This window comes from Desertivirga xinjiangensis, assembly GCF_024436435.1.
GTDB classification, from domain to species: Bacteria; Bacteroidota; Bacteroidia; order Sphingobacteriales; family Sphingobacteriaceae; genus Desertivirga; species Desertivirga xinjiangensis.
Map to the genome: position 1 here is coordinate 1 of NZ_JAFMZP010000002.1, position 22,154 is coordinate 22,154.

19 protein-coding genes are annotated in these 22,154 nt (G+C 40.9%); 9 read left to right on the plus strand and 10 right to left on the minus strand.

Translation table 11 applies throughout. The features are described 5' to 3' along the window. The first annotated feature begins 212 nt into the window (after positions 1-212). From J3P37_RS04840 to J3P37_RS04860, 5 genes are all read left to right on the plus strand, one after another. A complete protein-coding gene (locus J3P37_RS04840; protein ID WP_256009890.1) occupies positions 213-1,319 on the plus strand; it encodes an NADH:flavin oxidoreductase in 1,107 nt (368 codons plus the stop codon). Between the two features lie 400 nt (positions 1,320-1,719). After that, the gene (locus J3P37_RS04845; RefSeq protein WP_256009891.1) at positions 1,720-2,277 is read left to right on the plus strand and encodes a Riean_0653 family protein; all 558 of its coding nucleotides are present in this window, start codon (positions 1,720-1,722) and stop codon (positions 2,275-2,277) included. Positions 2,278-2,361: 84 nt separating this feature from the next. After that, entirely contained in the window at positions 2,362-3,708 is a 1,347-nt protein-coding gene (locus J3P37_RS04850) for an alpha/beta hydrolase family protein (protein ID WP_256009892.1), read from the plus strand. Continuing rightward, the gene (locus J3P37_RS04855; RefSeq protein WP_256009893.1) at positions 3,612-5,576 is read left to right on the plus strand and encodes a T9SS type A sorting domain-containing protein; all 1,965 of its coding nucleotides are present in this window, start codon (positions 3,612-3,614) and stop codon (positions 5,574-5,576) included. Before J3P37_RS04850 ends, J3P37_RS04855 begins: the two co-directional genes overlap by 97 nt. Positions 5,577-6,327: 751 nt before the next feature. Further along, positions 6,328-6,951: a hypothetical protein gene (locus J3P37_RS04860; protein WP_256009894.1), complete on the plus strand. Its 624-nt coding sequence runs from the start codon at positions 6,328-6,330 to the stop codon at positions 6,949-6,951. A 378-nt stretch (positions 6,952-7,329) separates the two neighbouring features. On the opposite strand, the gene J3P37_RS04865 is transcribed toward J3P37_RS04860, so the two are convergent. The 5 genes from J3P37_RS04865 to J3P37_RS04885 all read right to left on the minus strand — a co-directional run bounded on the left by J3P37_RS04865 (position 7,330) and on the right by J3P37_RS04885 (position 11,415). After that, on the minus strand, positions 7,330-8,238 hold the full coding sequence (locus J3P37_RS04865; RefSeq protein WP_256009895.1) for an NmrA family NAD(P)-binding protein: 909 nt from the start codon (positions 8,236-8,238) through the stop codon (positions 7,330-7,332). Positions 8,239-8,394: 156 nt separating this feature from the next. Beyond that, a complete protein-coding gene (locus J3P37_RS04870; protein WP_256009896.1) occupies positions 8,395-9,435 on the minus strand; it encodes an LLM class flavin-dependent oxidoreductase in 1,041 nt (346 codons plus the stop codon). Positions 9,436-9,439: 4 nt separating this feature from the next. Beyond that, positions 9,440-9,862, minus strand: a complete 423-nt coding sequence (locus tag J3P37_RS04875; protein ID WP_256009897.1) for an organic hydroperoxide resistance protein — start codon at positions 9,860-9,862, stop codon at positions 9,440-9,442. Between the two features lie 25 nt (positions 9,863-9,887). Further along, complete coding sequence (locus tag J3P37_RS04880) at positions 9,888-10,631, minus strand: NADPH-dependent F420 reductase (protein WP_256009898.1); 744 nt, start codon at positions 10,629-10,631, stop codon at positions 9,888-9,890. A gap of 79 nt (positions 10,632-10,710) precedes the next feature. Beyond that, a complete protein-coding gene (locus J3P37_RS04885) occupies positions 10,711-11,415 on the minus strand; it encodes a nitroreductase (RefSeq protein WP_256009899.1) in 705 nt (234 codons plus the stop codon). Between the two features lie 104 nt (positions 11,416-11,519). On the opposite strand from J3P37_RS04885, the gene J3P37_RS04890 reads away from it, so the two are divergent. Beyond that, complete coding sequence (locus tag J3P37_RS04890) at positions 11,520-11,867, plus strand: winged helix-turn-helix transcriptional regulator (protein ID WP_256009900.1); 348 nt, start codon at positions 11,520-11,522, stop codon at positions 11,865-11,867. Between the two features lie 353 nt (positions 11,868-12,220). On the opposite strand, the gene J3P37_RS04895 is transcribed toward J3P37_RS04890, so the two are convergent. Continuing rightward, positions 12,221-14,230, minus strand: a complete 2,010-nt coding sequence (locus J3P37_RS04895; protein WP_256009901.1) for a PAS domain S-box protein — start codon at positions 14,228-14,230, stop codon at positions 12,221-12,223. A gap of 544 nt (positions 14,231-14,774) precedes the next feature. On the opposite strand from J3P37_RS04895, the gene J3P37_RS04900 reads away from it, so the two are divergent. Then, the gene (locus tag J3P37_RS04900) at positions 14,775-15,239 is read left to right on the plus strand and encodes a DUF1579 family protein (protein WP_256009902.1); all 465 of its coding nucleotides are present in this window, start codon (positions 14,775-14,777) and stop codon (positions 15,237-15,239) included. A 187-nt stretch (positions 15,240-15,426) separates the two neighbouring features. Beyond that, positions 15,427-17,010 carry a fasciclin domain-containing protein gene (locus J3P37_RS04905; protein WP_256009903.1) on the plus strand — a complete coding sequence of 528 codons (1,584 nt, stop codon included), beginning with the start codon at positions 15,427-15,429 and terminating at the stop codon, positions 17,008-17,010. Positions 17,011-17,052: 42 nt separating this feature from the next. On the opposite strand, the gene J3P37_RS04910 is transcribed toward J3P37_RS04905, so the two are convergent. From J3P37_RS04910 to J3P37_RS04925, 4 genes are all read right to left on the minus strand, one after another. Continuing rightward, the gene (locus tag J3P37_RS04910) at positions 17,053-18,534 is read right to left on the minus strand and encodes a sensor histidine kinase (RefSeq protein WP_256009904.1); all 1,482 of its coding nucleotides are present in this window, start codon (positions 18,532-18,534) and stop codon (positions 17,053-17,055) included. Positions 18,535-18,540: 6 nt separating this feature from the next. Further along, positions 18,541-19,335, minus strand: a complete 795-nt coding sequence (locus J3P37_RS04915; RefSeq protein ID WP_256009905.1) for an alpha/beta fold hydrolase — start codon at positions 19,333-19,335, stop codon at positions 18,541-18,543. A gap of 366 nt (positions 19,336-19,701) precedes the next feature. Continuing rightward, entirely contained in the window at positions 19,702-20,061 is a 360-nt protein-coding gene (locus tag J3P37_RS04920; protein ID WP_256009906.1) for a response regulator, read from the minus strand. An 87-nt stretch (positions 20,062-20,148) separates the two neighbouring features. Continuing rightward, entirely contained in the window at positions 20,149-21,378 is a 1,230-nt protein-coding gene (locus J3P37_RS04925; protein ID WP_256009907.1) for a multidrug effflux MFS transporter, read from the minus strand. Positions 21,379-21,500: 122 nt separating this feature from the next. Between J3P37_RS04925 and J3P37_RS04930 the strand changes: the two genes are divergently transcribed. Then, positions 21,501-22,079: a PhnA domain-containing protein gene (locus tag J3P37_RS04930; RefSeq protein ID WP_256009908.1), complete on the plus strand. Its 579-nt coding sequence runs from the start codon at positions 21,501-21,503 to the stop codon at positions 22,077-22,079. Positions 22,080-22,154 lie beyond the last annotated feature (75 nt).

Here is a 22,154-nt window from a genome sequence, read left to right on the forward strand (position 1 = left end):
AAACGGCTGACCTTTGTTCTCTCGATTTACAAACGTTTCTTTCTGTTCCATACACTGTTTTTGTGTATAGCTTTTTTAGGAAGTGACACCTGCTGATGCGGGCCGGACTCGTTAAATCCACCCGGGTAGGGCAGTGGACGTATTACAAAAGGAATGATGAGGCATTTGCCGCATTAAGCCAGCTTATTCAATCAGACATTTAATTTAGAAAAATGAACACAGACATCTTATTCAGGCCCTTTAACCTGAAATCTTTAAATATTAAGAACCGTATTGTGATGGCTCCAATGACGCGTTCATTTTCTCCCCAGGGTATACCAACCCCGGAAGTTGCTGCGTACTATCGCAAGAGAGCCGAAGGAGAGGTGGGACTTATTTTATCAGAGGGGACGGTAATTGATCGTCCGGCATCGTCAAACGACCCTAATGTGCCGCATTTTTATGATGATCAGGCTTTAGCCGGATGGCAAAATGTGATCAGCAATGTGCACGAAGCGGGAGGAAGTATGGCTCCACAGATCTGGCATATGGGCATTATGGATCAGCATCATTCCGGATGGCTACCCTCTTCTCCGTTTGAAGGACCTTCCGGCATGGGTAGACCCGGTGTTGTAAACGGGAATGTAATGAGCGATGCGGATATCGCGGATACCATTGCTGCCTTTGGAAAAGCCGCTGCTGCAGCAAAACGTTTGGGCTTCGATAGCCTGGAGCTCCACGGAGCGCACGGCTATCTGATCGACCAGTTTTTCTGGGAAGAGACCAATAAGCGTACCGATATCTGGGGCGGTAATACCTTAGCAGAACGTACCCGTTTTGCAGTAGAGGTGATCAAAGAAGTGCGCAGACAGGTAGGAGAGGACTTTGCTTTAATAATCCGCCTGTCACAATTTAAGCCTTCTGCATATACCAATAAGCTGGCAAAGAATCCCCAGGAGCTGGAATCATGGATAAATCCACTATCTGAAGCAGGAATCGACCTGTTCCATTGTTCTCAGCGTCGTTTTTGGGAACCTGAATTTGAAGACTCCGACCTTAACTTTGCAGGATGGGTTAAAAAAGTAAGTGGTAAAGCTACTATCAGTGTTGGTTCTGTGGGATTGACCGGCGAGTTTCTGGCGGCTTTCGCCGGAGAAAGCTCTCAGCCAAGTTCACTTGATGAATTGCTTCGCCGGATGGACCGTGGGGATTTTGACCTTGTGGCTGTGGGAAGACCTTTATTGTCTGATCCTAACTGGGTTCAAAAGATCAGGGAGCATCGTACCGATGAATTGAAAGGGTTTACAAAAGAGGCTCTTGCAGAGTTGGTAATGGATTAAGTATTTCATAACGTATAAAAAAAGCCGTTTTCTGGAAGAGGAAACGGCTTTTTATTTTCACACATCTGCTTCGTTTCCATAGGGCAACTGTAAATGCCGGGATCTTTTTCAAGATTTTTACAGTTCTGAAGCAACGACCCGTTCCACCTAGTTTATAATTTCATAATATATGATTTAGTTTCCCTTAACGTTGAATGTTTTATTTGCATCGTCATGATACTAATGTAGACATCGTTGTTAAACTATTGAAAAATGCCTAACCTAGCACCTCCTCTAAATCCTCCAATATTTTTGTTGCTTCCTCAACTTTCGCTCAAAATGAAAGCTTTACAAAAATAGGACGGGCTCCAGATTTCTCGCCTCATTATTTGCCATACAATTATTTAATTAAAATTTATATATGAACCACAACCTTAAATGCTTATTTATCTGTTTGATAGTGGCACTATCGGTAACAGCTTGTAAAAAGAAACCCAGTGAAAATCCAATCGACGATTTGCCGCCGATAACCCAGGAAGGCAAGAACACTTTCGGATGCCTGATTAATGGTAAATTATTTTTACCAGGAAAAAAAGTCGGCGGACTTGCCAACATACTAAGTTGTAATTATGGCCACGATCCTGTATTTAACTATTCCTTTCATTTAAGTGCATATAACGACAGAACACAACCCTACCGAAGTGTTTACTTTAATTCTAAAAATAAGCCTCTTTCTGTTGGTGAACATGATCTCGGGTCAACAGATATAGATTCAGAGATTTCAGTACAGTATGTTGAATGGCCTTATGGCAAGGATGCGAAAACCTACAAAATCGATCCTGCTGAGAAAGGGAAACTAAAGATCACAAAACTTGATCTTGCAAACCGTATCATCACCGGAATCTTCTCGTTTAATGCTACAAACCAGTTCGGAGAAAAAGTCGAGGTCAGGGAAGGGCGGTTTGATATGCATCATTAGAAGAAAACCTCGCATGTCAAAAGTCACCGGATCTGGTGTACAACACCCTATTAATTCAAGATAAAAAAACTACATGTAGAATATATGAAACTAAACTTACCTAAACAGCTTATCCCTTGCCTATTCTTTATTTTCTTTGCTGCTAATAAATCCACAGCACAACAAGAGATATCGACAGCTTTTTTCGATCAGATGTCTGCCATTTTTGGTTCCCTGGAAACCAACCGGGTTCCTCATGGGCTTTTATACGATATAGCTTTCGAGCAAGCGCAGCTAACAAACTATGAAGGTAGCGTTTTGGCTGACAGTAACTCCGTAAATTGGAAGGAGTTTCAGGCGATATATCAAACCTACCGCTCAATGCGTGTAAATAATTTCAACATTCGTACAATCAACGCACTGGAGAGTCAAGCGCTTCCTTATCGGGAGCCAGGAACAATCCTTTTGACGGGATTAGTTTGTAAATATGCGAAGGTTAGAGAAGATGCGTTAATTGAAAACTTAATCTCGCAGGTTGGAAATTCTTTACGTGATAAATATGTTAATGGAAATTGGCAGGATCCCTACCAGATTAAAACACTATTTGCTGTGAGTCCCTTTGTCTCTGAGTTTAGAGGGTTGTCTCATAACATTGTCCTTCGCACTTCACTTATTGAAGGTAATTCGTTTGATCCAAGCAGTTTCCGAATTGACGCGGGAGATGGCTTTGGTTACCGCCAAATTCCTTCAGGACCAATAAATGCTTATGAGGTGACTTACGCTACCGCTGGAGAAAAAACAATAAAGATGAAGGTTACCCTCAATACGGGCGAAGTGCTGCAATCTCATTTTAAGATTCTTGTTACTGACAATGCTGAGGAACCTAACAATGAAATGAGGACTCAAACCATTTCATCTCTTCCGGCTAATATGGCACAAATGCAGATTACTTCCCCAAATTCCTTTGAAGGACAATCAGCTAGCGGATTTGTCACTATTAAATACGCAAATGATAATGCAGGTCTGCAGAAGCCACTAATTGTAGTAGAAGGATTTGATCCTGGACATATAACTAATCCAGAAAGCAAAGACGGGATAACTGGGATTTATGGATTTTTAAGTGATATTAATGGTGATGCATCAGATTTAAAGAACATCTTGTTAAACCTTCCTCAATACGACATAATATATGTGGATTGGAAAAAAGGCACAGACAATCTCAAGCGAAATGCACAATTATTAAAAGAAGTGATTAGACGCGTGAATGCCTGGAAGACTGAGTCTGGTAGCACAGCTAAAAATATCATCATCGGGCAAAGTATGGGTGGTTTGGAACCCGATGGGCGCTTAAGGAGATGGAAAATCAAGGGGAGAATCATCAAACAAACTTATTTATCAGCTATGATACTCCACATCAGGGCGCAAATGTGCCTCTCGGGTACCAGCATTTAGCAAGACATTTGAGAAATTTGTACGTAAAAACCGGTATTACAGCAACTACAGCTGAAATAGTCCAGTTTCTCGATGGAGGCGCGAGCCCAAATGAAATGTTAAACCTAGCAAGCACTGATGCTGCACGCCAGATGCTTATTGATTATGTCAATTCAAATCACCAGATTGACAATAGCGTACACAATACCTGGCAAACGGAATTACGAAATTTGGGATATCCTCAAGGCATTAGTGGTAGTCCACTAAGACTTGTTGCTGTAAGTAATGGGTCAGAATGCGCATCCCTTCAAAATGCCCCCCCAAATGAACTGGTGCTAAGTATACAAGGGAAAGCAAGTACCCGTTTCTTGGGGGATCTAGTGAGTCAAGTAGCATTTCCTGTAGCAACGGTTTTTACGGGTCAACCGTCTTTTTTGCTCGGTATCTTACCTGGAAGTACCGATTTGAATATTGATCTTCAGGTCAACCATACTTCTGAGGGCGGAGGCAACAGGGTTTACTATAACAGAATGTGGATCAGAAAAAAAGTACTATGGTTCATACCTGTTACAATAAACATCACAAACAAAAGTTTTAATGCGCCTTCAAATCATCACTCATATGAAAGTTTTCCGGGAGGAGTTTATAACACAGGGTTTGACATAAACAGCAGTAGCTCGCAAAATTGGTTCTACAAGTATAACATATCAGCTTCACACGTTCCAACATTTGGTTTCATTCCGGTTACTAGTGCTTTAGATATTGGCAGGGGTGCAGTTACTCTTACCAGGGCAGATTATACAACAAAATATATCGGAGCCTCCCCACCTACCGGAGTTAAGAGCTCTCCATTCGTTAACTTTATAACAGAATATAACGAAGGTTCTATTGCAAATGAAATCCATACATCAATCAAGCAACGAAACGGGGATTGGATTGCGTCCGAAATTCTTGCTGCCAGTACCAGTTCCAATAATTATCCCACCGCTGTTAACAGTACCCTGATGTGTGCTGATCTCTCGATTGTTGGTCCAGCCCATATTTGTCCGGGGGTTGGGTCGACTTTCACTATTTTGGGTGTGCCTTCGGATGCAGTAGTAACATGGAGCGGCCCTGGCAACATAATTTCATTATCAAATAGTCAGATCAGCCTAAATACATACGTCAATGGTGCCTTAACTTTAACTGCTACGGTAAGAAACGCGGGTGGAACAAGGCAAATATCTAAAACCCTAATTGGTGGGATGCCATATTCTGTACAAATCGAAGCTTATTGCGAGGAAGGTTGTTATGCAGAAAAGCTTTGTACCATTGAAGGTGGAGTTGGTATGTTTGGTGGTTTGTTTGACAATATCCTGTTCTGGAAGGTCTCTGAACAACCAGCGTTTCCTGTCAACCTGCATTATTACCTAGTGAATTATGAACAAGGTGTCTACTATCAGAATCAGATTCCGGTGACAACAAAATCAGGCTGGTTACGTCTACCAAAAGACCTCAGGCTAGGTGATGGCCAGGTACTTGCCTATTTAAGTGGAGGGCCATGTGCAATGTCTTATGACTCTGAAGCTTCCTGGGATGTTACGGTAGTTAATTGTGATAATGAATTTAGCCGGATCGCTGCCTATCCTAATCCTGCAAATACCGAACTAATAGTTGGTTACCAAAACGACAATGTTTCAAGACAGGCAAACGGACAGAGGCGACCAATCGATCATGATTTCGAAGTGAAGTTATTGAATTCCGAAGGGAATATCTTAAAGCAAGGAAGGACAGAAGCTGACGTGAAACGGTTATCACTGCCTGTGGCTGATGTACCGAACGGCACTTACTTTCTACATATCTTCCAAGGTGAAAATGTGATTAAAAAGCAAATCGTTATCAAACATTAGCCCAATTTGTTAGAGATAAAGCCACTTCCGATCATGGAGTGGCTTTATCTTTTTATTCGGTGCTATTAACTCGTTTCAAATCACCGAAACAATAAATAAATACACCTGGCAAGGATCAAGATCTTAATTGTGTGTAGGCGGTATATTCTGCCGCTGGAAGAATTGTAGCTGATTCAAGTATGTTGCCTTTGCTGTTTGCTCTCATTTGCTTTACAATTTTTTTTCGTATCCTTAAGAAAGATTAAAGTCCCCAATAGCCCGTCTAACTTCCGGTCATATGATCTTAAATTCTAAATTTGATGATCACTTTATAAACGATCACCGTGCTTGTTATTATGGTAGGCCGTAACAAATGCTCATACACTAAGATATCCAAACACATTTGTAAAATAAATCTAGGTATTGAAATTACAATTTTTATATCTATAATTGTATATGCTTGTTGGCAAGCTTGCCCGTTCGTGCAAAGATTTCATCGGCCAATAGGTTAATAATGCAAACCTGCCTGCTTATTATCCAAACAAGATTACGAACGCAAAACTCTGGATAGTTAGTTGGCATAACAGGAATGTATTATGAAAACAATTGAGTACTTCAAACTCCAAGCAAAAAATCTTCACAAAGATTTAAAACCCAAAAACGTTATTTCGATCCCGCTTATGGCCACGACCTTTATGAGTATGCGCCAAAGTTTTTCGATGTAGAAGCACTGGCTCTCGATTTTGATATCGATGAAGACAACTTTACCCTAATGAAAGCTCAACACTACATTGCGCGATTGGCTGGATCTAGAAAATGGACAGATATGCTCAAAGCTTCTCCTTTTGCATTAGAGTTATCGAAACTTCTATTTGACAACATGCATAAGATCAGTGTTATAGAATGGGAGATCTATATTTCGGTTGAAGAACGTGATAAAGGTTTCGAGTTCGACGACGAGTTTAAACTGGACATCTTCAAAGCGGTCTTTGACGAGCGGGATGGCCATCAAAGTGATGGTTTAGATTACCGGATAGGGAGGAAAAAAGAAAATTTATCAAAAAATAATCTAATTGTTAAACCAAAAGAAGAGAAAATGAAAAATAAAAGTTCTGTGCAGATTTCTGCTTTGCCATTGGCTTCAGCAGATAAGATGGAATTTATCAAAGCGGCCAACTCTAGTTTCGAGAGGGTCTTTGAGAGCATCGAGCCTGAAAATCCCGAATTGGTCCGTAAAATGTGGGATGCAGAAAAATATATCGATGAAGATGTATTGACACCCGATAGGTTGCCTATCGATCGCGATTATGCGCTTTCTATGATCGATGCCTTTATGTTTGGTTATGTAATGGAACTTGCCGTTGAAGCTGATAGCCAAGCTGAAGACCTTAATTGACGCCTGTGGATTAAACAATACGTAACCGTGGTTGCAAAAATAGTTCGTAAACTGCTTCTGTAAGACAGGATGGTTAGGCTAGAAGAATCATATTCTTTTGGTCCCTGGTTCGCGTTCAGGTGGGCGCATGAAGTACCTTCCAAACAAGTACAAACAAGTGCAACAAAATCTAAAAATCCTGTAAATACACCCATTTACAGGGTTTTTTGTAAAATTTCAATCAAGTAAATTCAAAGAAATTCAATTTGCTCGTTACCAATCCGACTGCCAGTTTCTTGTTTTTACCTGGATGTGATCAATCTAAGAAATTAGCGTGATGGATTTATTTCTAAGTTCGTGCTCACAGGCGGAATGATTAGCCTGTGAGCAGAAGTAGATCTACTGTTTTTGATTAGCCGAAGCTACCAGTACTTCTTTGTTTTCAGCTAGATACTCGCGGACTCTTTTTGCTGGTCTGCCAAGGATGTACGGAATATCATTTTGAACCATCGACATATATGACATTCTTCCATCAAGCATTTGCCTGACAAATTCAATGTTTGCACTTGCGTACCAATTGTCAGCACCGTTAGCTATCCATGCTTCAATCAGTTCTGTAAACTCTTCAAGACCTTTTTCTTCGCACCTAATTTCAAGTCCGGTAACCTCACTCATCAGCCGGGCGATTTCTTTTCCATTATAGCTCTCTACACTCAACCAATAATCTTTACCGGCGTGCCGCCCAGGTCCGTCTACAAGAACTTTTGACGCAACGGCAGCTATATCACTTGAAGCAATGTACCCTACCCTGCGATCTTCCCAATAAGTGGTGTAGGTGAGATTTTTTGGCAAATAAGCACTTGTAAGGGCTTCCATAAACATATTCGGATGGAGGTGTGTCCAGGCAATACCGCTCGCCTCAATGTATTTTTCGATCATCTGGTGCCAGGCAAAGTGAGCGTCTGTAGTATCCCATTCAGCAAATACGCCAACATGTACGATATGACTAACGCCTGCTTTTTTCGCAGCATCCACTAACGTTTTACTCTGCGTGAGCATGCCAACCGTGTACCCCGTTAAAAGAAATACTCTATCAACACCGGCAAGAGCAAATGCAAATGTTTTCGGATCATCAAGGTCAAGAAACTTGCAGTCTTTCCCTTCCGCTACCATTTGCTCTACCTTGTTCCGCTTACGGGAAGTGATCCGAACGTTAACAGGTTTATCTTCGAGGTCTTTAACCAGTTGACTCCCGATTGTTCCGCTGGAACCTAAGATAAGTACCGTTGGATTTTGCTTATTTTCCATTTGGGTTAGCTTTTTATTTATAATCTTATTGTTTAATGATCTTTATCCTACTTTTCTAAATGCTGGCTTCCGACGGCATGTCTGGATGCTGCGAGCCCACAAAGTTCCAGCCAGTGCCATCAATATTTGCAGCCAGCTTTAATTTTTTTCTTTCGCTCATTTTAAAACCGTTTGATGAGCACGAGAAGCTTCTGCATTGATATCATTCAAAACTTCTGAAAAAAGCTGAACCGACTTTACCCGGTCTTTCAGGCTATGCGTCGCAGTTACCACGATGAGTTCATCTACTTTAGTCTCGTTTAAAAATGCCTGAACTTGCTTTTTTACGGTTTGCTTACTGCCCACAAAGGAGTATTTCAGCATTTGATGCACTGCAGGGTGCTGCAGCATACCTCTCAATTCATCAGTCATGGCTGTTGGCGGATGCAGTGCGGTCGGAGTTCCGGTCAATACGCCAACGAACATCCTGATCAGCGTGGTAAATAAACGCTCGGCTTGTTCATCTGTATCTGCAACAAATACATTAACACCGGCTATAGTGTAAGGGCTCTCCAAAACTGAAGACGGCTGGAATTCTTCGCGGTAAATATGCAGAGCCTCAAGTAAATGCGTAGAGGCAAAGTGGCTTGCAAATGCATAAGGCAAGCCTTTCTTGGCTGCGAGGTGTGCGCTGTCGGTGCTTGATCCTAATATATAAAGGGGTACATCTGTACCCTCGGCGATAGCTGCCCTCACTTTTGAATCACTATTACCAGGAGAAAAGAAAGTTTGAATTTTCTCAATTTCTTTAGGAAAGATATGAGCAGCTTGCATAAAGTCGGACCGGATAGCCTGGGCAGTTGCCGTGTCGGTACCTGGCGCCCTGCCCAAACCCAAATCGATTCGGCCTGGATACAGATGTGCCAGGGTGCCAAACTGCTCAGCAATCACTAAGGGCGAATGGTTAGGAAGCATGATGCCGCCCGAACCGACTCTGATGGTTTCGGTGTTTTCGGCCACGTAGCCGATCAATAGTGACGGCGCATTGCTGCCGACATGTTCCGAATTGTGATGTTCAGCAAACCAGATCCTCTTATAACCCAGCGCTTCTGCTTCTTTGGCCAAAGCCAGGGAATTGTTCAGCGTTTGTTTGATGGTGCTGCCCTCGGGCACAAGTGCCAATTCTAAAATGGAATAAGCAATATCTCGGGTTGTCATTATTTTAACTATTTGTCGTAACAAGGCTTACCTCGATGTTATTCCTGGTGGCATTGGAATAGGGGCATACCTGATGTGCACGTTCAGTGAGTCGTTGCGCTTCTTCAATAGAAACATCTGAAATATTTACCGCAAGTTCAACTGCCAGTCCGAATGCACCACCTTCGAGAGGGCCAATTGACACTTTTGCAGTGACTGAAGTTTCGCCAGTCTTTGCTTTTTCTAAGCGGATGGTATGGTTTAGCGCACTATCAAAACAAGCAGCGTAACCGGCTGCAAATAATTGTTCTGGATTAGTATAGTCATCATTTGCACCGCCCATTGCTTTGGGTGCTCTTACCTGTATATCCAAAACTCCATTATCACTTTTTACCTGGCCATTTCTACCTCCGGTAGCTGTGGCTGCTGCTGTATATAATATCTTCATTGTGTTAGCTTTAACGATATTTAATCTACTTAATTCCCATTTGATGTAATCGGTTACCAGCTAAAATTTCTTCGTAGGAAGGCCAGGCGCTCTTACTTCTTAGGTTGTCCATGATAAGGTCCCGGATCGCAGGGGCTTTTTCTTTTTCAGCGTTGGCAAGGGCCTGTTTTAATTCTGCTTCATTCAGCTCCGTGCAATAGGCTGGCGTGCCTGGCTGCTGTTTCCAGGATTCGGCCAGCTTTCCTGCATCCACAGTATCGAAACCTGTAAGATCAACCAGTTGAGCAACTAGTTTCTTATGTTCCTCGTTATCGCCGGCTATAGAAATGGCTATTCGATCGTTTGCACCGGCTGCTTTGCCATGGTGTTTTAAGGTATATTCCAGAATATTATTAAACACTTTAACAAGCGGGCGATTCAGTATCCCAGATATATATTCGCTTTCGGACATTTGCTCTAATTCAGCTATCTCACCATCCCTGAAAGGATAGTAGTTCGAAGTATCCATAACTATTACATCCTGAGGTACCTCTTTCAATAAGTCTTTGGGCAGATGTTTATAAGCATTAAATGGCATAGAAAAGATGATGGCATCTACATCTTTCACAACATCTTGTATGGTTGCAGCAGTTGCACCCAAGCTGGCAGCAATTTTTTCCAATTCAGGCATTGCCCTGGTATTGGTTACTTTTATATGATGCCCGGCTTGAGATAATCTCTCTGCCAAAATGCTCCCTATGGAACCTGTTCCAACTATTCCTATTTTCATATCTTTTTATTTTAAGATTTCAATTTTAAACCCGCAGGTCAATTCCTTATTGTTCCGGAGCACAGATAGGCTCCCTATTTTATCGATGAAAAGTCACATTGTGCGAAATTGGATCACGCCCTAATCTAAACGAGTTGCCTGGCGCATCTGGGTCGGCATAGCCGAATGAAATCCCGAACAACATTTTAAGTTCGCTTGGCACGTTTAATATTTCTCTTATGGTTCCAGCGAAAAAACCCAGGGCTGTCTGCGGGATACCTGCAAGGCCGTGCGCTGTAAGGGATAAGAGAAACGTTTGCCCATACATGCCTATATCTCCACCTACACGAACATTGTCACCAAAAGATGGCATGAAAGGGATAGCAACATGTGGGGCATTAAAGAATTTATAATTTTGATCTGAAACTTCTTTTCGGCCTTCTTTGTCATCACGTCTAACATCAAATGCCTCATACATTGTCTTACCCAGGTTAAAGTAGCGTTCCTGGTAACGACCGTGATAGTCATCCGTATCAAAGCTAAAATCCGGCGAGAACCTTCCTGCCTTGTTTGCTCTTACGAGAGCCTCAGAAAGTTCTTTGAGCTTGTCTCCCGAAACGATATGCGTTTCCCATGGTTGTGTATTGCAATTGGACGGTGCCATTTGCGCGTCTTCCAAAACGGAGGTAATCATGTCACCTGACACTGGTGTTGGTAAAAAGCCCCGACATGATTTTCTTAAAAGCAATACTTCTTTAAAGGTATAAGTGTCTGGTTGTATTCTTTCTGATGTTACTGTTTCCATAATGAAATGTCTATAAATCGAATATGCAAACTTCCATAAAATATGCTTTACTTTGTATAGTCCTTTCCTAAAGGAAAGCACTTTGTTATTTTCAAAAGACAATTATGGCAGTAAAGAGAGGTTATAATGATTGTATAAGCACCATCAAGCCGGTGCGGGATTTTTTGGACGTACTGAGCGGTAAGTGGAAAATTCCGATAATTGTCTCTATCGGTGTGGGCAATGATAGATTTGTTGATATCCAGGAAAGTATACCAGGTATTACTCCAAAGGTATTAGCTAAAGAGTTAAAAGAGCTGGAGCAGCACCAGCTTATTAAAAGAACCGTGATAGGGGAATATCCAGTAAGAATTACATACACTCACGAGCCTTATGCAGATACCTTAACACCGATCATTTATGCAATGAAGGATTGGGGCATTAGCCACCGTAAAAAGTTACTAAGCTTTTAAATAGAATAATTTCATAATCCCTTGTTTTTTTAGTATTGAAAGTTCACTAACAACAGTAATTTCTTCCTAAAAGAAAGGATACACCATCCCATTCCTTTGTTAAGCCGCTCTCCTCCTAAGTGCATGAACCTGTCAAGAGAACATGGAATGTAATAGCCACTACTTGATCTGACAATTGGTAGTTTTTAAAAAGTGTCAGATGTGCTACACCTTCTTTCGAAAAGCTATGGCGAATCTTTCCGGTATTTCTTAGCAGGACCCGTAAAGCTGAATACTAAGAACATTTCCAACCGATTTTTTTTAGCGTAAGCAGTGAAAAAATATCTACACGAGCAACGAATGAAAAATGAGATTTAAACTGTTAAAGGCAGTTTAAACGAAAATATAGAGCCCTTTTCTGGTTCACTTTTCAACCATAGTTTCCCATGATGGCGGCTGATGATTTCCCTGCTTATAAATAAGCCTAGTCCCAGGCCTGACATATGTCCTGCCAGCTCTTCGACTCTGTAGAACCTTGAAAAAACTTGTTCCTGGTTTTCTTTCTTTATCCCAATGCCAAAATCTTGTACGGCAATAACAACACTAGGATCGCAAGTTGATACAGATAACTCAACCAAATCTGCTTTTGGAGAGTATTTGATAGCATTCGAAATCAAATTGGTAACAACCTGTTCTATTCTGATTTTATCTGCCGAAATTGTCAAGTGATTTACATTGGCTTTTAATACAATCCGATGTGTTTTCGCTGCAAACTGCAAAAGGTCTATCAAGTCCTTTAAAAAAGGGATCAAATCGAAAGTGCTGTAATTTAATGTTAGCTGACCACTTTCTATCTTAGAAACGTCAAGCAAATCTGAAATCAAACGGGAAAGCTTTCCTGCTTGATTCAGCGCTTTTTGAAGAAACTCTTTATTTTCGTCCTTGTCAGGCAGGCGTCTATGTACAATCTGCAGGTATCCTTGCAGACTTGTTACGGGCGTTTTTAATTCATGGCTAGCTAATCCAATAAACTCATCTTTTTTGTTGTTAAGCCGTCGGATTTCCTCATATAATTCTGCTTTCTCCAAGGCTACACTTGCCTGGGCCGCAACAGCTGTCAGTAAACTTTCATAATTCTCAATATATTCATGACCTTTGGAATAACCATAAAGCATCACTCCAACGTCACCATTATTTCTTGAAATTAAGGGAATGATCAAATAACCGGCGAACGGCAGAGTGTTTTCCATTAAAGCGGATAGTTGAACGTTAATTTCATGTCTGGCCTTTTTGTGCGTAACAGAAGTTTCCACTTTGGTGTCATCAGATATCAAAGAGTTGAAAAGTGGCAGGTTGCAGGTGTAAAAGTTTTCGAAGATCTTTTTGTCAGTTCCTCCAAATTTAACCGATCTCAGCAATCCATGTTTTTGCTGATTGTTTAAATAAAAAAATGCACCAAAAGAGGCTCCTGTTACCAAAACGGTAGCATCTATAACCTCCTGCAATATTTCATCTATTTCGAGAAGTTCCGAAATCTTCCTACCTATGGTATTCAGCGCCTCCAGGTGCTCAGCATGTCTCTGCGAGTTTGCTTCGAATAGCTTTTGTTTCGTAATGTCGCGTACTATTTTAGAAGCGCCGGTGATAATACCAGTTGCATCTTTCACAGGAGATATGGTTAATGCAACAGGAAGATGTGCTGCCTCTTTTGTAAGTCTGTAAGTTTCGTAATGATCAACGCTTTCGCCTTTGGTGATTTTTCCTATTATCAATTCCTCCTCCTGCAAACGATCTTTCGGAATGAGTATAGTGATAGGCCGCCCCAATACCTCATTTTCCGTATAGCCGAAAATACGCTCTGCCGCTTTATTCCAACTGGTTATAATCCCGTCAAGTGTTTTACTTATGATAGCATCCTCTGACGATTCAACAATTGCAGCTAGCCTTGCACTTCTTTCTTCCGCCTGCTTTAATACTGTGATGTCCCTGGTAAAGCAGCGTGTATGAATAAATTCACCTTCCTTTCTGAACACATTGGAATTAATGAGAACATGCTTTACAGATCCATCCTTACAGCGAAGTCTGGCCGGATAATTATGCAAAGTTTCATTATTAGCTAAACGTGTTAAAATATTCTCGATAACTAAGCGGTCAGCATGAAAATGGCTGATTGGAGATCCTATGTATTCTTCCGCGGTGTATCCCAACATATCAAGCTCAGCCTGGTTTGCCCAGATTATGATGCCTTTGCTATCTACCCAATGTAAAGGTAATGAGGCGTTTTCAACAAAATCAGTTAATTCCTGTACACGTAACTCTAACTCCTCCCGGGAAAAGGCTTGGAAAGAAACAGAACGATTTAAAGAAGGCACGACTGGGTTCATATTTATTAATAAGATAAATTATTAAAAAGTTGATACTCATCTATATTATTACTCCCATTACCGCCATTTAGCCAATATAAGGTGCTTTATAAATGGCAAAAGAGCTCGTGGACTAAACTCTTCGCCACCAATAGATATTATAGCGAAGATAACGAAAAATCGCATAGGGCAATCCTTGTTCAAGCGAGTGGTTGCCATCGCCCAACCAGGCAGTATAAATATAAAATCGAGTCAAGCTGGCATTGCTTCCGTAACTGGCTATCAAGTAAAGTGAAACGCATAGGCCTATGGGTTTTATCAACCTGCACAAGTTGTGTGCTCACGCTCTCATTATCAAACATTTTATTATTTTTGAACGTACCTTTCAGAAATTATAAAAACCTAAACATGAAACCAACCTTAGAACTATGGCTTTTAAAGCATGGCGTTTTTAATATAAAATCCTGTTATTGCTTAGCTTAACACCCGGTCAATCAGCGTTCGTTATATTTATATATTATACAGACTGCGCCTGAGAAAAATAAGATTAAAAAACAGACTAAGTATGAAAATAATGGACTTAAACAGCAAATTTATCGGGCAATGGCAGGGCACATACCGTTTGGTGTTGAGTTGGTTACCAAATCCTGATTTTATCTCCGTTTCAAACATGAGGATTAAATCCATTGCAAATGGCAAATTCCTGGAACTGAGCTATGACTGGCATCATGAAGGTGTTAAGCAGGATGGTTTATTATTGATTGGCAACAACAACAAACAAGCAGTAGTTACTGCCTCGTGGGTTGATTCCTGGGGCATGAGTGGAAAAATAATGAATTGTTATGGAACAATCAATCAACAAGGTAACATTGCCTTAGGCGGTTCGTATGAAGTGCCGGATAATCCTGATTGGGGATGGCGAATCGAGATTCCGTGTCCAACCGATAATATCTTACAAATGATCATGTATAACCTTAGCCCTGAAGGTGAGGAATTTTTAGCATCTGATGCAAACTACACAAGAGTTTAAGAATAGTACTAACGTGCTTTTAAACTATGAAGTTAATTCACCAATCTCCTTAAAACTTAAAATGTATTCGCTTAAGTAGATTTACACGGGTTAATATTGGGGCAAAATTTTTAACTGCTGGTATTGTAAAGAGAAAAATTAACCATAAGTTTGTTGTGTAACATGATTTCCAATCGTTGAAATTACTATGAGACTTAGACCCTTATTAGCAGTTATTATCTTTATAACGTTTTCTTGTAAGAAATCAGAGAATAAGCCAGAAAACAAGCGCGATCCTGAAATCCTGATCACTGAGCTGACTACTAGCCTAAGCTCAGCCGATAGTATTAGTGATTTCACCAGCGCACTTAAAAATGTAAATTTAAGCAATGAAGAAACGGCGGAAGGGATTACCGTGTTTGCACCCTTAGATGATTTAGATAACGTTTCTAATACCTTTAATAAGTTCCAGACCAGCAAGGGCTCCCCAGAGGCGACGACAATGGAAACAGAAACTCCTGCTGGGTTTTCAGATGCAGTGATAAGAGACCACGTTGTTAAAGGGGTATATAAGTTGGCAGATCTGACCGATGGCAAGATGCTTACAGGGCTTAATGGAAAGCAGTTAAGAATTTCCAGGATTGGCGATAATTTATGGATTAACAACATAGCTATTGGCGGAAAAGAAATTGTTTCTAATACCAACCAGGTGGTCTATGTTGTAAAAGTAAGTTTAGAGAATACCTCAGCGGTAATTGCCCGGAGATTTACTGAAATGGAATATCCTATTGCTCTTGCCGAAATTAAAACAAGTCTTTCTGACTGGCATGAAAAACTGGTTGTATTAGATGCCCTTATAAGCCATGATGTAGAACTTGAGTCTATTCCTCAATCTTATAGGAATGTTTATCGGGATATCGATAACTTTCGATTCGATGCAAGCCATCAGGCTATTTTGAACGTATGGCGTGAGGGCTATAATACTATCACGAGAGTAAATGCAGTGGAAGCAAAGTTGCCCGAATTACTTTCTGATTCGCGTGAGAAACATGCTCAGTTAAAAGCGATGCGAGCTTATGTGTATTTGCAATTGTTAACTTATTACGAAAATATTCCTCTAAAAACATCAAATGCTGTTCCATGGGTAGAAAGCAATACAAATCGTCCAGCAGTTTTCAGGTATATTACAGAACAACTACAATCAGCAGCAAGATCAATTACTGAAAATACGTCAGATCGAACTCTGATAAATAAAACTTCGATAAAAATACTTCAGGCGAAAGCCGCATTGCTTGAAAAGGATTATCAAAAAGTTTTGGACTTTACCAATCAGGTGATTAATTCTAACAAGTACGCACTGGAAGCACCTGATCAAATCTTTTCAACTAACAGGGAAATGATCTGGGAGGACTCGGCTGAGAAGAGCACAAATATAAAGAGCTATTTCTGGAATCGTGACAAGTTACCTTATTTGAGGTTAACTGAAGTCTATCTGATGAATATTGAGGCTAATCTTGCTTTGCAAAATCCTGTTGCTGCGCAGGCAACATACTCTGTACTGATGCAAAGAAAGGGGATACAAGCACCGGATGTTAATATGAATATCCTGAGGGAAACCTGGACCAGTGAAATGGAGAGGGAAGGAAGTTTGTTCCCCAATTTACTAAGATGGGGTACGGCTGCAGACATGTTAGCTCCCAAAGGATTTATTGAATCAAAGCACAGAAGGTTGCCTATACCTCAGGCTGAACGAGAGCTTAACAGGAACTTGGTTCAAAACACTCTATATTGATTAGCTTTCTATGGACAGGCTTTACACTACGCTTGGGAACTTTTAGCTGGAAGCAGGAAGTGAAAAGTAAAAGCAGCTACCTTTATTCAGGGTGCTGCTTACAAAAATCCTGCTTTGATGTTGTTTTATTATGTTATGAATAATGTATAGACCCAGGCCAAGTCCTGTTGCTTTGTTGTTGTTTTTGGTATCACTCACCCGATAGTACTTTTCAAAGATCTGTTCTAGTTTATCTTCTGGAATACCTGCCCCATAATCGCGTACCTCAAATTTTATAAGCTTTTCATTTTCACTTCTTATTAGTGACACCTCCACCTGATCTGCATTCGGTGAATATTTGATGGCATTACTTATTAAGTTGATGATCACCTGCATTATCCTTTGCCGATCAGCATAAACCAGGTACAGGTTATGAAGATCCATGTTTTTTATAACAGTGTGGGTGGGATAGCTTGTAGACAACAGCTCAACAGCTTCTTCCACTACTTCCTTCATTGAAAAAGAACTAAGATTGAGAGATAGTTGACCTGAATCAATTTTAGAAACGTCTAATAAGGTTGAAACCAGGAATTGCAAGGAATTTAAGGATGTGTTAGCACGCGACAAGAAGCTGTTTGCAGCAGAAGGTAATGACATCCTTTGAAGGATCTGGTTATATGCTTTTAAACTGGTGATGGGAGTTTTTAACTCATGACTTGCTATATTAATAAACTCGTCTCTTTTTTGTATAGATAAAACCTGAGCATCGATATTTGTACAGGACCCTATCCATCGTGCGGCTGTGCCGTTTTCTTCCATATAAACAGCTGCTTTAATTAAATGCCACTCATATGCTCCAGAATGATTTTCGAGACGGATTTCAACGGTAAAGGTGCTGCCCGTCTGGATGCTGTTTATCCAAATTCGCAGTAGTTTTAATCGATCGCGGGGGTATACTTTTAACAGTGCTTCCTTAGTGGAGAACTGCAGGGTATTGAAGTATTGATAATATCGTTTGTTGACATAATCAATATCTCCATTACTGTTTGCAGTCCATATGATCTCAGGATTAAAATCTGAAAGGAACTCAAAGCGCTTCCGTTCTGCGTCTGCTTTTTCCTTTGCTAGGAGCAGTTCCTGTTCGTACATTTTCCTTTCTCTTACATCATAGAGAGTTGCATTGATTGCCTGTACCCTCCCTTCAGTGGTTTTGCTGGCAACGGCACTTAAAAAAACAGGAAAGGTGCCTTTGTCTTTCTTTATAATATCATAACTAAGCTGATTGACTAATCCATTGGCGCTGATAAGGGGCCTGAAAAACATTTCGAAGTGTAAAGCGCCGCCCTTGGTGATTAAATCCGTAAACTTCTTTTTATACAGAATTTCGTCATATGCGTATCCAAGCCAATTGGCTAAAGTCTTATTCACTTTAATTATAGTTCCATCAGGCAAGAAGGACAGATATCCACAAGGAGCGTTCTGATACAGGTCTTCCGGATCGATCAGTGTATCTAAAAGCTTTTTGTCAATATCGTTATAACTCAATTTTCCTTAATTTAAAAATGCCTTTATTGCAGCGATAGTCTCTTGTGGGTGACTAATATGCGGGCAATGGCCGCTGGCCTCCATTATATGCAATTTATTTAACGGAGTGTTTTCCAGAATGTAGGATCCAATATTAAGGGGTGCAATAATGTCGTCATTACATTGCAGAGTCAGACTTTCAACTTTAAGATTTTGCAAGTCTTTGCGATTATCGGAAAAGAAGGTCACCCTGGCAAATTCTCGTGCTATGTCAGGATTGGTTGAACAAAAACTACTGGTTAAAAATTCACCAAGCTCTGGTCTGTCCGGATTTCCCATTATAGCCGGTGCAAGCTGGCTAGACCATCCCAAATAGTTTGAGTCCATAAACTCAAAAAGGGCTTCCAGATCGGCCTTTTCAAATCCACCATGGTAATTTTCATCGTTCAAATATCTTGGGGAGGGACCTACAAAAACAAGCTTATTAAAGAACGAAGGCTGTTCTATGGCAGCAAGCAGCCCAATCATACTACTGACTGAATGGCCAACAAGGATCGTATTATTCAGTTTTAGTTCGTCGCACACTTCAAGAATGTCTTGTGCATAGCCTTCCAGCCGACCGTACCTGGAAGAGCTGTAAGCTGAGAGATCAGATTTTCCGGCACCTACATAATCAAAAAGCACGAGTTTGTAATCGTCTTTAAAAGCATCAGTGACAAACTGCCAGGAATTTTGATCACATCCAAATCCATGGGCAAAAAGCATTACTTTTTCGCCATTACCTACTACCTTAACGTTATTTCTGTTTGATATTGAATTCATATATTATAAAGAATTAGTCTATAAGGGATAAAAGAGAAATGCTTTTTTCAGTAAAGAGTTTAAACGAGGTCTCTACTATCAGGCAGTCCATCCTTTCATTTAAAAGCCATACTCCAGTTGGGATTAAACCGTTCATTAATAGTGTGTACACTAAAATAAATAACATAGTAGAACGCCATATACGATATCCTGGAATATTGGGTAAACTCAGCATGAGAACAATCTTCACAATTTTTTGTTTGACATAATTGTCGATGTTTTCAATTGTGTAAAGTCCCATATGGTTTTGCTGATAGAGTTTGTTTATCAGCCTGCAAAGCTAAGAATAGAACGCTATATCAGAAATAGGGAAGAGCTTCCCTAGCCTTAGAACTTCATAACAATTTCTTCTATCTCTGAAATATCAAACGGCTTCTCTACATAACCATCAGCAAACGATTTCCTCGCAATCTCGGCGAGACCTTCGGTGCCTGATACCAGGATAACGGGCACTCGCCTTAACTGGTTTATTGACTTCAAAATAATGCAGAGATCACTGCCTTTAACCCCAATGAGCCATTCATCCAGAATTATGAGGTCGGGGGCAATATTTATGATCTCCTGGATGGTTTCCGACTTCCAGGTCGGGAAAGTGTATGTTTCGCATCCCAACTCATTAACTACCAGTTGCATCACCTCAAGTATCGATACATCGTCGTCTATTATCAAAACTTTTTTTCTTTTCATGAATTATCTGCTGGATTCTTTTAAACGAATAAATGCCTGAATTGATTGCTTAGGATGTTATAAATGTAAGTTTTAAGTAATGAATTGTTAGTTAAAGTTCTCATCTTGTATGTGCAAAGCCCTTTTATCGATGCCATAAGCGTTGCTGATCATCAAGATACCGAAACTGGTAATGGAACAGCAGGCCATAACACCTGTCATGGGTAATGCAGAATGGTTGCTTAGCAAACTTACGCAGAAGGATGTCATTGCGCCGCATGCCATCTGGATGCTTCCCATTAAGGCAGATGCGCTTCCTGCGTTTTTGCTGAAGGGAGCAAGTGCTAGTGCGGAGGTGTTTGGAAAAGTAAATCCCTGGCAGCATAAGAAAAGGAAAATTAAGCCTATAGTACCTGCTAAACCCGTAAAATTAAAAACTGCGCCCAAAAACAACAATATTCCGGTACTTACCTGAACTGAAAGTGCCCGCTTAATGATTTGCTGGCTGCTCATGTGTTTTAACAGGATAGTGTTCAGCTGACTTGATCCAATGATACCCACAGCTATAAAAGCGAAAATCCACCCGTATTGCTGCTCGCTTACATGGAAGATTTCCATAAAAACGTAGGGCGACCCGGCGATGTAAGCATATAATCCGGCTGCGGCTATTGATCCGCAAAAGGTATATGTGAGGAAAAAAGGATTTCGGAGTACCTGATAAAAATTTTTTAAAATAGGAAGGGGCTTAAGTGAAAGGTTGGTATCCGGTTTCCTGGTCTCGGGTAAAACAAAATGAACTCCCACAAGGAGTAGGACAGCCATAATGGTTAAGATCACAAACACCCAATGCCAGCCAAAGGCTGCAGTTACATAACCCCCAACAGTTGGGGCAATGATTGGCGATACTCCGATAACCAGCATAAGGGTGGAGAAAACTTTGGCGCTTTCGGTAACGGGAAACAAGTCGCGCACCATTGCTCTTGAGGCAACCATGCCCACGCATCCGCCTGCCGCCTGCATAAAGCGAAGCAGGATCAACTGGTCTGCTGTTATTGCCAGAGCGCAACCCACTGAAGCAAGAATGTAGACCACTATGCCGAAATAAAGTGGTTTTTTTCGTCCGAAGCGATCAAGCAGGGGGCCATATAAAAGCTGGCCTGCTGAAATTCCTACAAAGAAACTCGATAGAGAAAGCGCTACCTGTGCAACATCGGTGTGCAGATCTGCTGCAATTGCCGGAAAGCCGGGCAAGTACATATCAATAGAAAATGGACCTATTGCTGAAAGAGATCCGAGGATTAGAATCAACAGGAAATAATTCCGGGCGGTAGAAGACATAAAAGATGTACAAAAATCAAAATGCTTTGTTTGCGGATATGGCTGATGCCCGCGTAAACTTGAGCTAAGATTTGCGAACTGAAAATTAAATAAAAAACTAAATTAAAGTACTTTTGCCCAATATGGCAATAAATACGACCTTACAGGAGAGAAGTAACCAGATTTGCGAGCTTTGCGCTGCCCCTGACGAAAACTTATATGCATATACCGTTCCTCCTAAAACTGAGGATGTGGTTGAAAATCAGGTTGTTTTATGCCCGGGCTGTCTTGATCAAATTAAGGCAGATAATTACTCAGATATTCCGCACTGGCGCAGCCTGGAAGGCAGTATCTGGAGCGAAGTGCCGGCTGTACAGGTCTTATCATACAAGATACTGAATAAATTGTCGTCTGAAGAATGGGCCAGAGATGCGATGGATGCCGTTTACCTGGATGAAGCACTTGTAGAGTGGGCGAACGCCGAAGATGCTTTGGAGGCAGAAAAAATTATTCATAAAGACAGCTATGGCGTAGTGCTGGAGTCCGGAGATTCAGTGGTTCTTACTCAGAATTTAAATGTGAAAGGAACTAATTATATCGCTCCCAAAGGTACTATGGTTAGAAAGATTAAGCTGGTTCAAGATAATGCGGAGCAGATTGAAGGTAAAATAAATGGGGACACCATTGTAATTTTGACAAAGTTTGTAAAGAAGTCTGTTTAGATTTAGGCCTAGCGCTTTAGCGAGTCAGAGACTCTTTTTTTATTACTCAATCCTGAGAGCTGCGCTAACTCTCAG

What these genes read in the sequence shown, in the direction of transcription:
- J3P37_RS04880 (WP_256009898.1), bottom strand. Translation starts at nt 10,631, where the DNA reads ATGAAAATAGGAATAGTTGGAACAGGTTCCATAGGGAGCATTTTGGCA.
- J3P37_RS04860 (WP_256009894.1), top strand. Translation starts at nt 6,328, where the DNA reads ATGAAAGCTCAACACTACATTGCGCGATTGGCTGGATCTAGAAAATGG.
- J3P37_RS04925 (WP_256009907.1), bottom strand. Translation starts at nt 21,378, where the DNA reads ATGTCTTCTACCGCCCGGAATTATTTCCTGTTGATTCTAATCCTCGGA.
- J3P37_RS04900 (WP_256009902.1), top strand. Translation starts at nt 14,775, where the DNA reads ATGAAAATAATGGACTTAAACAGCAAATTTATCGGGCAATGGCAGGGC.
- J3P37_RS04895 (WP_256009901.1), bottom strand. Translation starts at nt 14,230, where the DNA reads ATGAACCCAGTCGTGCCTTCTTTAAATCGTTCTGTTTCTTTCCAAGCC.
- J3P37_RS04865 (WP_256009895.1), bottom strand. Translation starts at nt 8,238, where the DNA reads ATGGAAAATAAGCAAAATCCAACGGTACTTATCTTAGGTTCCAGCGGA.
- J3P37_RS04885 (WP_256009899.1), bottom strand. Translation starts at nt 11,415, where the DNA reads ATGGAAACAGTAACATCAGAAAGAATACAACCAGACACTTATACCTTT.
- J3P37_RS04875 (WP_256009897.1), bottom strand. Translation starts at nt 9,862, where the DNA reads ATGAAGATATTATATACAGCAGCAGCCACAGCTACCGGAGGTAGAAAT.
- J3P37_RS04840 (WP_256009890.1), top strand. Translation starts at nt 213, where the DNA reads ATGAACACAGACATCTTATTCAGGCCCTTTAACCTGAAATCTTTAAAT.
- J3P37_RS04870 (WP_256009896.1), bottom strand. Translation starts at nt 9,435, where the DNA reads ATGACAACCCGAGATATTGCTTATTCCATTTTAGAATTGGCACTTGTG.
- J3P37_RS04905 (WP_256009903.1), top strand. Translation starts at nt 15,427, where the DNA reads ATGAGACTTAGACCCTTATTAGCAGTTATTATCTTTATAACGTTTTCT.
- J3P37_RS04855 (WP_256009893.1), top strand. Translation starts at nt 3,612, where the DNA reads ATGGAAAATCAAGGGGAGAATCATCAAACAAACTTATTTATCAGCTAT.
- J3P37_RS04850 (WP_256009892.1), top strand. Translation starts at nt 2,362, where the DNA reads ATGAAACTAAACTTACCTAAACAGCTTATCCCTTGCCTATTCTTTATT.
- J3P37_RS04920 (WP_256009906.1), bottom strand. Translation starts at nt 20,061, where the DNA reads ATGAAAAGAAAAAAAGTTTTGATAATAGACGACGATGTATCGATACTT.
- J3P37_RS04845 (WP_256009891.1), top strand. Translation starts at nt 1,720, where the DNA reads ATGAACCACAACCTTAAATGCTTATTTATCTGTTTGATAGTGGCACTA.
- J3P37_RS04890 (WP_256009900.1), top strand. Translation starts at nt 11,520, where the DNA reads ATGGCAGTAAAGAGAGGTTATAATGATTGTATAAGCACCATCAAGCCG.
- J3P37_RS04930 (WP_256009908.1), top strand. Translation starts at nt 21,501, where the DNA reads ATGGCAATAAATACGACCTTACAGGAGAGAAGTAACCAGATTTGCGAG.
- J3P37_RS04915 (WP_256009905.1), bottom strand. Translation starts at nt 19,335, where the DNA reads ATGAATTCAATATCAAACAGAAATAACGTTAAGGTAGTAGGTAATGGC.